This is a genomic window from Kaistia defluvii (genome assembly GCF_040548815.1).
Classification (GTDB): Bacteria; Pseudomonadota; Alphaproteobacteria; order Rhizobiales; family Kaistiaceae; genus Kaistia; species Kaistia defluvii_A.
On record NZ_JBEPSM010000002.1, the window covers coordinates 115,412 to 127,097 of the forward strand.

At 65.3% G+C, this 11,686-nt stretch carries 10 protein-coding genes; 8 read left to right on the forward strand and 2 right to left on the reverse strand.

The annotated features are described in order from the left end of the window. The first annotated feature begins 44 nt into the window (after nucleotides 1-44). The 5 genes from ABIE08_RS13560 to ABIE08_RS13580 all read left to right on the forward strand — a co-directional run bounded on the left by ABIE08_RS13560 (nucleotide 45) and on the right by ABIE08_RS13580 (nucleotide 6,766). Entirely contained in the window at nucleotides 45-1,367 is a 1,323-nt protein-coding gene (locus tag ABIE08_RS13560; RefSeq protein WP_354551819.1) for an aspartate aminotransferase family protein, read from the forward strand. Between the two features lie 17 nt (nucleotides 1,368-1,384). Continuing rightward, a complete protein-coding gene (locus tag ABIE08_RS13565) occupies nucleotides 1,385-2,893 on the forward strand; it encodes a CoA-acylating methylmalonate-semialdehyde dehydrogenase (protein WP_354551821.1) in 1,509 nt (502 codons plus the stop codon). Nucleotides 2,894-3,048: 155 nt separating this feature from the next. After that, nucleotides 3,049-4,299 (forward strand): Zn-dependent hydrolase, encoded by a 1,251-nt coding sequence (locus ABIE08_RS13570; RefSeq protein WP_354551822.1) that lies wholly within the window; start codon nucleotides 3,049-3,051, stop codon nucleotides 4,297-4,299. Between the two features lie 162 nt (nucleotides 4,300-4,461). Further along, on the forward strand, nucleotides 4,462-5,919 hold the full coding sequence (hydA, locus tag ABIE08_RS13575) for a dihydropyrimidinase (RefSeq protein WP_354551823.1): 1,458 nt from the start codon (nucleotides 4,462-4,464) through the stop codon (nucleotides 5,917-5,919). A gap of 7 nt (nucleotides 5,920-5,926) precedes the next feature. Beyond that, the gene (locus ABIE08_RS13580; protein WP_354551825.1) at nucleotides 5,927-6,766 is read left to right on the forward strand and encodes an ABC transporter ATP-binding protein; all 840 of its coding nucleotides are present in this window, start codon (nucleotides 5,927-5,929) and stop codon (nucleotides 6,764-6,766) included. A gap of 67 nt (nucleotides 6,767-6,833) precedes the next feature. On the opposite strand, the gene ABIE08_RS13585 is transcribed toward ABIE08_RS13580, so the two are convergent. Further along, the gene (locus ABIE08_RS13585) at nucleotides 6,834-7,253 is read right to left on the reverse strand and encodes a cupin domain-containing protein (protein ID WP_354551826.1); all 420 of its coding nucleotides are present in this window, start codon (nucleotides 7,251-7,253) and stop codon (nucleotides 6,834-6,836) included. Between the two features lie 68 nt (nucleotides 7,254-7,321). Between ABIE08_RS13585 and ABIE08_RS13590 the strand changes: the two genes are divergently transcribed. From ABIE08_RS13590 to ABIE08_RS13600, 3 genes are all read left to right on the forward strand, one after another. Continuing rightward, nucleotides 7,322-8,254: an ABC transporter permease gene (locus ABIE08_RS13590; protein WP_354551827.1), complete on the forward strand. Its 933-nt coding sequence runs from the start codon at nucleotides 7,322-7,324 to the stop codon at nucleotides 8,252-8,254. Between the two features lie 253 nt (nucleotides 8,255-8,507). Further along, a complete protein-coding gene (locus ABIE08_RS13595) occupies nucleotides 8,508-9,641 on the forward strand; it encodes an ABC transporter permease (RefSeq protein ID WP_436409567.1) in 1,134 nt (377 codons plus the stop codon). A gap of 36 nt (nucleotides 9,642-9,677) precedes the next feature. Continuing rightward, entirely contained in the window at nucleotides 9,678-10,676 is a 999-nt protein-coding gene (locus tag ABIE08_RS13600) for an ABC transporter substrate-binding protein (RefSeq protein WP_354551830.1), read from the forward strand. 88 nt (nucleotides 10,677-10,764) lie between these two features. Here the strand turns inward: ABIE08_RS13600 and ABIE08_RS13605 are convergent, their stop codons facing one another. Continuing rightward, on the reverse strand, nucleotides 10,765-11,541 hold the full coding sequence (locus ABIE08_RS13605) for an SDR family NAD(P)-dependent oxidoreductase (protein ID WP_354551831.1): 777 nt from the start codon (nucleotides 11,539-11,541) through the stop codon (nucleotides 10,765-10,767). Nucleotides 11,542-11,686 lie beyond the last annotated feature (145 nt).

Below are 11,686 nucleotides of genomic sequence, written 5' to 3' on the forward strand. Positions count from 1 at the left end.
ATCGGCCGTACAGGGAAGTCGGCCGTATGAGGACCCCCGAAAAAATGACCAGCGCGCAGTATTCGAACAATCTCGAAGCCTTCTGGATGCCCTTCACGGCCAACCGCCAGTTCAAGCAGAATCCGCGCATGCTCGTCGCTGCGAAGGACATGCACTACACTTCGGCGGATGGCCGGCAGATCCTGGACGGCACGGCGGGCCTCTGGTGCGTAAACGCCGGCCACGGCCGTCCCAAGATCGTCGAGGCGGTGTCGAAGCAGGTCGCGGAACTCGACTATGCGCCGGCCTTCCAGATGGGCCACCCCAAGGCCTTCGAGCTGGCGGCGCGTCTCGCGGCGATGATGCCGAAGCCGCTCGACCATGTGTTCTTCACCAATTCGGGCTCGGAATCGGTCGACACCGCGCTGAAGATCGCGCTCGCCTATCACCGCGCCAAGGGCAACGGCACCAAGTATCGCCTGCTCGGCCGTGAGCGTGGCTATCATGGCGTCGGCTTCGGCGGCATCTCGGTCGGCGGCATCTCCGGCAACCGCAAGACTTTCGGCACCATGCTGACCGGCGTCGATCACATCCGCCACACGCATGACCTGGCGCACAACGCCTTCACGCGCGGCCAGCCGGAATATGGCGCCGATTTCGCCGACGATCTGGAAAAGGTCATCGCGCTGCATGACGCGTCCAACATCGCGGCGCTGATCGTCGAGCCGGTCGCCTGCTCCACCGGCGTGCTGGTGCCGCCGAAGGGCTATCTGAAGCGCCTGCGCGAGATCTGCGACAAGCACGACATCCTGCTGATCTTCGACGAGGTCATCACCGGCTTCGGCCGCCTCGGTACCCCCTTCGCCGTCGATTATTTCGACGTCATCCCGGATCTCGTCACCACCGCCAAGGGCCTGACCAGCGGCGTCGTGCCGATGGGCGCCGTGTTCGCGTCGAGCAAGATCTACGAAGCCTTCATGAACGCGCCCGAAAACACGATCGAGCTGTTCCACGGCTACACCTATTCGGCCCATCCGGTGGCCTGCGCCGCGGCGCTCGCCACGCTCGACGTCTATGCCGAGGAAGGCCTGCTGACCCGGGTATCCGAGATCGCCCAATATTGGGAAGACGGCCTGCACAGCCTGAAGGGCCTGCCGCATGTCATAGACATCCGCAATCTCGGCCTGATCGGCGCGATCGAACTGGAGCCGATCCCGGGTGCGCCGACCAAGCGCGCCTTCCAGGCTTTCCTGAAGGCCTATGAAAGCAATCTGATGGTCCGCACGACCGGCGACATCATCGCCCTGTCGCCGCCGCTGATCATCGAGAAGAGTCAGATCGACGAGATCTTCGATACGCTTTCGAGCGTGCTGAAGCAGATCGACTGAGGCTCGTGGAGGAAACCATGGACGCCATCGCCTTGAATACCATCACCAATCTCGTCGGGGGCAAACCGTCGCCCTCGACGTCGACCCGCAGCCAGCCGGTCTACAATCCCGCGACCGGCGAGCCGTCCGCGACGCTGCCGCTTTCGACCGCGGCCGAGCTCGACGCCGCCGTCGCCTCGGCCAAGGCGGCGTTTCCGGCCTGGGCCGACACGCCGCCGATGAAGCGCGCCCGCGTGATGTTCAAGTTCAAGGACCTGCTGGAACAGAACGCCGACCGGATCGCGCGCGCCATCTCGGCCGAGCACGGCAAGACGCATGACGATGCGCTCGGCGAAGTGCAGCGCGGCCTCGAAGTGGTCGAGTTCGCCTGCGGTATCCCGCATCTGCTCAAGGGCGAATATTCGAAGAATGTCGGCCCGGCGATCGACACCTATTCCGATCGCCAGGCGCTCGGCGTCGTCGCCGGCATCACGCCGTTCAACTTCCCCTGCATGGTGCCGCTCTGGATGTATCCGGTGGCGATCGCCTGCGGCAACACCTTCATCCTGAAGCCGTCGGAGCGCGATCCGGGCGCCGCCATGCTGGTGGCGGAACTGCTGCATGAGGCGGGCCTGCCGGCCGGCGTGCTCAACGTCGTGCATGGCGACAAGGAAGTCGTCGACGCGATCCTGCATCATCCCGACATCAAGGCCGTCTCCTTCGTCGGTTCGACGCCGATCGCGCAATATGTCTATGCGACCGGAACGGCGGCCGGAAAGCGCGTCCAGGCGCTGGGCGGCGCCAAGAACCACATGGTCGTCATGCCTGACGCCGACATGGACAAGGTGGCCGACGCGCTCATGGGCGCGGGCTATGGTTCGGCCGGCGAGCGCTGCATGGCCGTGTCCGTGGCGGTGCCCGTCGGCCAGAAGACCGCGGACGCGCTGATCGAGACGCTGGCGCCGCGCGTGCGCGCGCTGAAGATCGGCCCGGCCACCGACCGCGACGCCGAGATGGGGCCGTTGGTCACGAAGCAGCACATGGAAAAGGTGCTCGGCTATATCGACCAGGGAGTGGCTGAAGGCGCCAAGCTGGTCGTCGACGGCCGCGGCTTCAAGCTGCAGGGCTACGAGAACGGCTACTTCGTCGGTGGCACGCTTTTTGATCATGTGGACAAGGACATGACGATCTACCGCGAGGAGATCTTCGGTCCCGTGCTCTCCGTGCTCCGGGCGAACTCCTATGCCGATGCCCTCGAACTCATCAATGCCCACGAATTCGGCAATGGCACCGCGATCTTCACCCGCGATGGCGACGCCGCGCGCTCCTTCGCCGACAAGGTCGAGGCCGGCATGGTCGGCATCAACGTGCCGATCCCGGTCCCCGTCGCCTATCATTCCTTCGGCGGCTGGAAGCGGTCGATCTTCGGTGACCACGCCATCTACGGACCGGAGGGCGTCCATTTCTACACCCGTCTGAAGACGGTGACGACGCGCTGGCCGGACGGGATCAAGTCCGGCGCGGTCTTCAATTTCCCGACGATGTGACGCTAAGGTGTTGTCGGGACAGAATCTTGCTGCCGCGATCCCCGCTTGGCCGGGGACGCATCCGGCCGGCGCTTCTTCCGGCTGGATGCAACGCGGGAATGTCCCGGCTCTGACCGTAATGACGGCTGAAAGCCTTCCTGTAGAGAGATGAACGCATGACTGGCCCGACCGACAATCTCCGCATCAATGGCGAGCGCCTTTGGGAAAGCTTGATGGAGATGGCCAAGGTCGGGCCGGGAATTGCCGGCGGCAACAACCGCCAGACGCTGACCGACGCCGATGCCGAGGGCCGCGACCTTTTCAAATCCTGGTGCGAGGCGGCCGGCATGACGCTGGGCGTCGACAAGATGGGCAGCATGTTCGCCGTCCGTCCCGGCACGGATCCGGACGCGCTGCCGGTCTATATGGGCAGCCATCTCGATACCCAGCCGACCGGCGGCAAGTATGACGGCGTGCTGGGTGTCCTGGCCGGGCTGGAGGTTGTCCGCAGCCTCAACGATCTCGGCATCCGGACCAAGCATCCGGTCGCCATCGCCAACTGGACCAATGAGGAGGGCGCGCGCTTCGCTCCCGCCATGCTGGCCTCCGGCGTGTTCGCCGGCGCGCTGACGCTCGATTACGCCTATGAGCGCAGGGATCCCGAGGGCAAGACCTTCGGCGACGAGCTGAGGAGGATCGGCTGGGTCGGTGACGAGGAAGTCGGCGCCCGCAAGATGCACGCCTACTTCGAATATCACATCGAGCAGGGACCCATCCTCGAGGCCGAGTCGAAGCAGATCGGCGTCGTCACGCACTGCCAGGGGCTCTGGTGGCTGGAAGTGACGCTGACCGGCCGCGAGGCGCATACCGGCTCGACGCCGATGAACCTGCGCGTCAATGCCGGCCTCGCCATGGCGCGCATCCTCGAGATGGTCCAGGCCGTCGCGATGGACAATCAGCCGGGCGCCGTGGGCGGCGTCGGCCAGATGTTCTTCACGCCCAATTCGCGCAACGTGCTGCCGGGCAAGGTGGTTTTCACCATCGACATTCGCACGCCCGACCTCGCCAAGCTGAATGCCATGCGCGCCCGCATCGAAGCGGAAGCCGCCAAGATCGCCGATGCGCTGGGCGTCGGCTGCGCCATCGAGGCCGTCGGCCATTTCGACCCCGTCACCTTCGATCCGATCCTGGTCGGGCGCGTGCGCAGCGCGGCGGAACGGCTCGGTTACAGCCACAAGGATATCATTTCCGGCGCGGGCCACGATGCGTGCTGGACCTCCAAGGTCGCGCCGACCACGATGATCATGTGCCCCTGTGTCGGCGGCCTGTCGCATAATGAGGCCGAGGAAATTAGTCCGGAATGGGCGTCGGCGGGCGCCGACGTGCTGTTCCACGCCGTGTTGGAGACTGCCGAGATCGCCGGCTAGCGCGTTTTCGAGCGAAGTGGATTCCGGTTCGCGTGAAGAAAACGCGACCAGTCAGGGCGTTATAGCCTTTCGCCGTTCAACGAAACGGCGAAAGGCTCTAACCTCCGGCAAAAGAACAAAAGGGCTGGCAAAGTCGGCCGAGAGACCAGAGGGAATTTCACCATGTCGACGGTTATCAAGGGCGGAACGATCGTGGCGGCGGACCGCAGCTACGAAGCCGACATCCTCATCGAAGGCGAGACCATCCAGGCGATCGGGCCGGGTCTCTCCGGCGATACGGTCGTCGATGCGTCGGGCGCTTATATCATCCCCGGCGGCATCGATCCGCACACCCATCTGGAAATGCCCTTCATGGGCACGACGGCGGCCGAAACCTGGGAAAGCGGCACCTTCGCCGCCCTTTCCGGCGGCACCACCACCGTGGTCGACTTCGTCATTCCGGGCGAAGCCGGCATGCTGGCGGCTCTGGAGGAATGGAAAGGCCGCGCCACGCGGCAGGCGTCCTCCGACTATTCCTACCACATGTGCGTCACCGGCTGGTCGCAGAAGCACTTTGACGACATGGCCAAGGTGGTCGATCGCGGCATCAACACCTTCAAGCACTTCATGGCCTATAAGGGCGCGCTGATGGTGAACGACGACGAGATGTTCGCGTCGTTCCAGCGCTGCGCGGCGCTGGGTGCGCTGCCGCTCGTCCATGCCGAGAACGGCGACATCGTCGCCGCCCTGCAGCAGAAATACATGGCCGAAGGCACGACCGGACCGGAAGGCCACGCTTTCTCGCGCCCGCCGGAAGTCGAGGGCGAGGCGACCAACCGCGCCATCATGATCGCCGACGCAGCCGGCGTGCCGGTCTACATCGTGCATGTCTCCTGCGAGCAGAGCCACGAGGCGATCCGCCGGGCCCGGCAGAAGGGCATGCGCGTCTATGGCGAGCCGCTGATCCAGCATTTGACCCTCGACGAGGGCGAGTACTTCAACCGCGACTGGGACTATGCTGCTCGCCGCGTGATGTCGCCGCCCTTCCGCAACAAGATCCACCAGGACAGCCTCTGGGCGGGCCTTGCCGCCGGTTCGCTGCAGGTGGTCGCCACCGACCATTGCGCCTTCACCACCGAGCAGAAGCGCTTTGGCCTCGGCAATTTCGCCAAGATCCCGAACGGCACCGGCGGCGTCGAGGACCGGCTCTCCGTGCTCTGGACCAAGGGAGTCGAGACGGGCCGGCTGACGCCGAACGAGTTCGTCGCCGCGACCTCGACCAACATCGCGCAGATCCTCAACATCTACCCGCAGAAGGGCGCGATCCTGCCGGGTTCGGACGCCGATCTCGTCGTCTGGGATCCGAAGCTTTCAAAGACCATCTCCGCGGCCAATCAGAAATCCATCATCGATTACAATGTCTTCGAGGGCTTCACGGTCAACGGCCTGCCGCGCTACACGCTGTCGCGCGGCGAGATCGTCTGGGCCGACGGGCAGAATTCGCAGCCCCAGCCCGGCCGCGGCAAGTTCATCAAGCGCAAGCCGTTCCCGGCGGTCAACGCCGCCCTTTCGAAGTGGAAGGAAGTGACGGCGCCGCGCGCCGTGACCCGCTCGCCCGAGCATATGCCGATCGGCGTTTGAGGCGGGGATGAGCGCCGTGTTCCAGCCTTTCGAGGAGAGAGCCGACGGTCAGCCTGCAGCCGGGAACGCCGCATCCGTCATCGATATCCGTGGGCTTTCGCTCACTTTCGAGACGAATGACGGGCCGGTCCAGGCACTGTCCAACATCGATCTCGATGTGAAGCGGGGCGATTTTGTCTCGTTCATCGGGCCATCGGGTTGTGGCAAGACCACGCTGCTCCGGGTCATCGCCGATCTCGAGCAGCCGACCGGCGGGTCGATCACGGTCAATGGCGTGTCGCCGGAGGAGGCGCGGCAGGCCCGCGCCTATGGCTATGTGTTTCAGGCGGCAGCACTTTATCCCTGGCGCACCATCGCCAGGAACGTCGCTCTGCCGCTCGAGATCATGGGCCTGCCCAGGGTGGAGCGCGAACGGCGGATCGCCGACAACCTCGCGCTGGTCAACCTGGCCGGCTTCGAGAAGAAATATCCCTGGCAGCTTTCCGGCGGCATGCAGCAGCGCGCCTCGATCGCCCGCGCCCTCGCGGTCGAGCCGGAGCTGCTGCTCATGGACGAACCCTTTGGTGCGCTTGACGAAATCGTCCGGGACCACCTCAACGAACAGCTGCTGAAGCTCTGGGCGAAGACGCAGAAAACCGTCGTCTTCGTCACCCATTCGATCCCCGAGGCCGTCTTCCTCTCGACCAAGATCGTCGTGATGTCGCCGCGCCCGGGCCGCGTCACCGACATCATCGATTGCGGCTTTCCCCGCGACCGGACGCTCGACATCCGCGAGACGCCGGAATTCCTGGAGGTCGCCGCCCGCGTCCGCAACGGTCTCCGGGCGGGGCACTCCTATGAGGACTGACGTCGCGCGCACCGCCGGGGAGGGGGTTAACACGCACCCGGCGCGTTACCCATCCGTTATCCTCTCGTCAGCGCGGCACCAGGCTTTCCAGCTCCGGCAGCAGGACGACGCTTTCCTGCTCGTTCGGATCGGTACGGGCGATGACCGCGACGCAGGGTTCGGTGCCCCGGTTGGCGGCGAGATGCGGCATGTCGGCGGGGATGTAGAACATCTCGCCGGCCTTGACGACGACATGGCTCTCCAGCCGCTCGCCGAACCAGGTCTCGGCCTCGCCGGCGATCACGTAGATCGCGGTCTCGTGGTGCTCATGCTTGTGGGCGCTGGCGCGGCCGCCGGGCGGGATGGTGAGCAGCACCATGCACAGGCCGGTCGAGCCGACCGACTGGGCGGAGATGCCCTCCAGATAGGAAAAGCCCTGCTTGCCGGCATAGGCCTCGTTGGGTCGGATGATCCGGCAGGTCGGCCGGGTCGCGGTCGTGGTGCTCATCTGGGTTTCCCTCGGCTGGCTGCGTCTTTGTCTCATGGTAGCGCAAGATATGAGGAGGGGCTCGCGGCATGACTACGCTCGCCGTCCCTGCACCCCGCCCGCTTAAGAAGCCCGGCCAGCTGTTTCCGGTGATGGTCGTCGTCGTCGCCATCCTCGCCATCTGGTATGTCGGCGCGTTTTTCCTGAATGCCCAGCTGGCGCGCGACGTCTTCGCCCGCCAGAAGGTCGAGCCGACCCTCAGCCAAATGATCGGCGCCACCTATTCGATGGAGCGGCCGCTACTGCCGGCGCCGCACCAGGTCGCGACCGAGCTCTGGAAGAGCACGACCGGCTACGCCATCAACTCGAAGCGCAGCCTCGTCTATCACGGCTGGGTGACGCTCTCGGCGACGCTCGCCGGCTTTGTCATCGGCACGCTGCTCGGCCTGCTGCTCGCCGTCGGCATCGTCCATGTCTCGAGCCTCGACAAGAGCCTGATGCCTTGGGTCGTCGCCTCGCAGACCATCCCCATTGTCGCGATTGCGCCGATGATCGTCGTGGTCGGCTACAACCTCATGAACGGCCAGCTCGGCCTCTCGACCGATACGTCGCGCTTCCTCGCCAAGGCGATGATCTCGACCTACCTGTCTTTCTTCCCGATCACGGTCGGCATGGTGAAGGGGCTGCGCTCTCCGGATCCGATGCATCTCGATCTGATGCGGACCTATTCGGCGACGGGCTGGCAGGCCTTCTGGAAGCTGCGCTTCCCGGCCTCGCTGCCTTACCTTTTCACCTCGATGCAGATCGCCATCGCGATCAGCCTGGTCGGCGCCATTGTCGGCGAGCTGCCGACCGGCGCGGCGGCGGGCCTCGGCGCGCGGCTGTTGGCCGGCTCGTATTATGGCCAGACGGTGCAGATCTGGGCGGCGCTTCTTGCCGCCTCGATCCTCGCCGCCGTGCTGGTGGCGATCGTCGGTTATGCCAACCGGCTCGTCGTGCGGCGCATGGGGATGGCGCGATGAACGAGAGCCTCCGCAAAACCCGCGCAAGCAAGACCCTCACCCAACCCTCTCCCGCGGGCGGGAGAGGGCTTTTTCGAGCCGGACGGAGCGCGGATCGCTCCCTCGCCCGCTTGCGGGAGAGGGCGGGGGTGAGGGGCTTTCTTTCCTTCACCCAAGCCGCCCGCAAGTTCGAAGCAAGCAAGACCCTTACTCAAACCTCTGCCGCAAGTGGGCGAGGGCACTCTGAGCACGCGGAGGGCCGGTCATGAGGGCCATGGGCGCCACCCACCAGCGCGGGCATCTCCAGCCCTGGATCGCCTTTCTCGGCCTGTTGGCGGCCGTCGGCCTGCCGCTGGATTCCGCCGATGGCTGGCGTCTGCTGCCGCGGGAGGGCGCTTTCGGCTGGATCGTGATCCTTCTCCTGGCGGCCGCTGCCTATGCCGCGGTCAAGGCGGAGCGCAGCCCCGTCACCGCCATCCTGCTGGCGCTGGCCTCCTGCGCCGGCGCCTGGGCGGCGCTCGACATCCTCCCCGGCCTTGCCGGCCATACGGGGCCCGGCTTCTGGGCCTTGCTGCTCACGGCCTGGCTGCTCGCCTGGGCGCTGGTGTCGCAACTCGCCGCCATCAAGCCGCGCGCAGGCCCGGCCGGCTTCGCGCTCAAGCTCGCCATACCGCTGATCTTCGGCGCGTGGCTGCTGGTCTTCTGGCAGGTGATCGTCATCGCCCTCCAGGTGCCGTTCGTGCTGATCCCGCCACCCTCGGCGATCTGGAGCAAGCTGATCTCGTCGATCCCGATCCTTGCCGCCGATTTCCGCCAGACCTTCCTGAAGGCGGTGATCGCCGGCTATGTGCTCGGCTGTGGCTCCGGCTTTCTCGTCGCCATCCTGGTCGACCGCGTTCCCTTCCTGCAGCGCGGCCTGCTGCCGGTCGGCAATCTGGTCTCCGCGCTGCCGATCATCGGCATCGCGCCGATCATGGTGATGTGGTTCGGCTTCGACTGGCCGTCCAAGGCGGCGGTGGTCGTGGTGGCGACCTTCTTCCCCATGCTGGTCAATACCGTCACGGGCCTTGCCGCCTCGCAGCCGATGCAGCGCGACCTGATGCGCACCTATGCCGCGAATTATTGGCAGTCTCTCTTCAAGCTCCGGCTTCCCGAGGCGCTGCCCTTCATATTCAATGCACTCAAGATCAATTCGACACTCGCCCTGATCGCGGCCATCGTGGCCGAGTTCTTCGGAACGCCGATCGTGGGCATGGGATTCCGTATCTCCACCGAAGTCGGGCGCATGAACATCGACATGGTGTGGGCGGAAATCGCGGTGGCGGCGCTCGCCGGCTCCGTCTTCTACGGGGTGATCGCGCTCATCGAGCGCGCCTCGACCTTCTGGCATCCGTCCTTCCGCACCTGAGGGCGGGGCCAGCTAACGAAGAACCTGGAGGGGTCAATGAAGAAGCTTATGATTGGAGCGCTCGCGATCGCGGCGGGGCTCATGACCAGCGTCTCGGCCCATGCGGCCGATGCGTTGACGCTGCAGCTGAAATGGGTCCCGCAGGCCCAGTTCGCCGGCTACTATGTCGCCAAGGAGAAGGGCTTCTACGACGAGGAAGGCCTCGACGTGACGATCAAGCCGGGCGGTCCCGACATCGCCCCCGAGCAGGTGATCGCCGGCGGCGGCGCCGATATCATCACCACCTGGATGCCGGCGGCGCTGGCTTCCCGCGAAAAGGGCGTGCCGCTCGTCAACATCGCCCAGCCCTTCAAGAAGTCGGGCATGATGCTGACCTGCCGTAAGGAAACCGGCATCAAGTCGCCGGACGACTTCAAGGGCAAGACGCTCGGCGTCTGGTTCTTCGGCAACGAATATCCCTTCCTCGCCTGGATGGCCAAGCTCGGCCTTTCGACCGAGGGCGGTCCCAACGGCGTCACCGTGCTGAAGCAGGGCTTCAACGTCGACCCGCTGATCCAGAAGCAGGCCGATTGCATCTCGACCATGACCTATAACGAGTTCGGCCAGGTGCTGGACGCGGGCATCCCGGAGAGCGAACTGATCGTCTTCAAATATGAGGACCAGGGCGTCGCGACGCTGGAAGACGGCCTCTATGTCATGGAAGACAAGCTGAAGGATCCGGCCTTCGTCGAGAAGATGGCGAAGTTCGTCCGCGCTTCGATGAAGGGCTGGGCCTATGCTCGCGACAATACCGACGAAGCCGCCAAGATCGTTCTGGAGAACGACGACACCGGCGCGCAGACCGAAGCCCACCAGAAGTTCATGATGGGCGAGGTCAACAAGCTGACCGAAGGCACGACCGGCGCGCTCGACGAAGCCGACTACAAGCGCACCGTCGCGACGCTGCTGGCAGCCGGCGGTGAATCGCCCGTCATCACCAAGGAGCCGACCGGCGCCTGGACGCATGCCGTGACCGATGCGGCGGGCCTGAAGTAGGCGGGCTGCACAACGCCGGATCGCGGAAACAGGAACGGGCGCCCTTGGGCGCCCGTTCGTCGTTTGGATCACTCGGTTCGTGGGGCGATCAGCCGGCGGTCAGGCCGCCATCGACCGTGTGGATGCCGCCATTGATGTAGCTGGCGTTGTCCGAGGCGAGGAAGGCGGCAAGCGCCGCAACCTCCTCGGGCTTGCCATAGCGGCCGGCCGGGATCGCCGCCTCGGTCGCCTTGCGGATGGCGTCGGCATTGGCGGCGCGGGTCGAATCGAGCGAATCCATCATCCGGCTTTCGATCGGGCCGGGGTTGATGGTGTTGACGCGGATGCCCTTGGCGCCCCATTCGACCGCGGCGACCCGCATCAGGCCGATCACGGCATGCTTCGAGGTGTTGTAGGCGACCATGTTGGGCGAGCCGGAAAGGCCGGCGACGCTCGATGTATTGATGATGCTGCCCTTGCCGGCCTTCGCCATCACCGGGATCACGTATTTCATGCCGAGGAAGACGCCGACGACATTGACGGCCAACACCTTCTGGAAGGCGGCGAGCGGATAATCGGGGATCGGGTGGGTCTCGCCCTCGATGCCGGCATTGTTGAAGAAGGCGTCGATGCGGCCGAAGCGCTTCACCGTCTCGTCGACATAGGCCTTCACGGCAGCCTCGTCGCTGACATCGGCCGTCAGGGTGACGAGCTTGTCGCCGGCGCCGAGTTCCTTGGCGAGCTTGGCCAGCGCGTCGGCGGAATAGTCGACGGCGACAACGGTGGCGCCGCGCGCCAGCATGACGCGCGCAGCGGCGGCGCCGATCGCGCCGGCCGCGCCGGTGATGATGATGATCTTGCCGTCGAGACGATTGGTATCGGACATGATGATCCTCCTGTTTGATCGCCGGATCGGCAACGCGCGCCCATGCCGGCCTATCCAAGATAGGCGTTGGCAGGGACTACGTTAAGTTGCGAAGGCAGGCTTATTAGTTGACGCGACGATCTGGCCTCTGCGAGCCGTCGTCGGC

Excerpts from the sequence above, each read along its gene's own strand:
- hydA (WP_354551823.1), top strand. The coding sequence starts at position 4,462 with ATGTCGACGGTTATCAAGGGCGGAACGATCGTGGCGGCGGACCGCAGC.
- ABIE08_RS13595 (WP_436409567.1), top strand. The coding sequence starts at position 8,508 with ATGGGCGCCACCCACCAGCGCGGGCATCTCCAGCCCTGGATCGCCTTT.
- ABIE08_RS13565 (WP_354551821.1), top strand. The coding sequence starts at position 1,385 with ATGGACGCCATCGCCTTGAATACCATCACCAATCTCGTCGGGGGCAAA.
- ABIE08_RS13600 (WP_354551830.1), top strand. The coding sequence starts at position 9,678 with ATGAAGAAGCTTATGATTGGAGCGCTCGCGATCGCGGCGGGGCTCATG.
- ABIE08_RS13580 (WP_354551825.1), top strand. The coding sequence starts at position 5,927 with ATGAGCGCCGTGTTCCAGCCTTTCGAGGAGAGAGCCGACGGTCAGCCT.
- ABIE08_RS13560 (WP_354551819.1), top strand. The coding sequence starts at position 45 with ATGACCAGCGCGCAGTATTCGAACAATCTCGAAGCCTTCTGGATGCCC.
- ABIE08_RS13605 (WP_354551831.1), bottom strand. The coding sequence starts at position 11,541 with ATGTCCGATACCAATCGTCTCGACGGCAAGATCATCATCATCACCGGC.
- ABIE08_RS13590 (WP_354551827.1), top strand. The coding sequence starts at position 7,322 with ATGACTACGCTCGCCGTCCCTGCACCCCGCCCGCTTAAGAAGCCCGGC.
- ABIE08_RS13570 (WP_354551822.1), top strand. The coding sequence starts at position 3,049 with ATGACTGGCCCGACCGACAATCTCCGCATCAATGGCGAGCGCCTTTGG.
- ABIE08_RS13585 (WP_354551826.1), bottom strand. The coding sequence starts at position 7,253 with ATGAGCACCACGACCGCGACCCGGCCGACCTGCCGGATCATCCGACCC.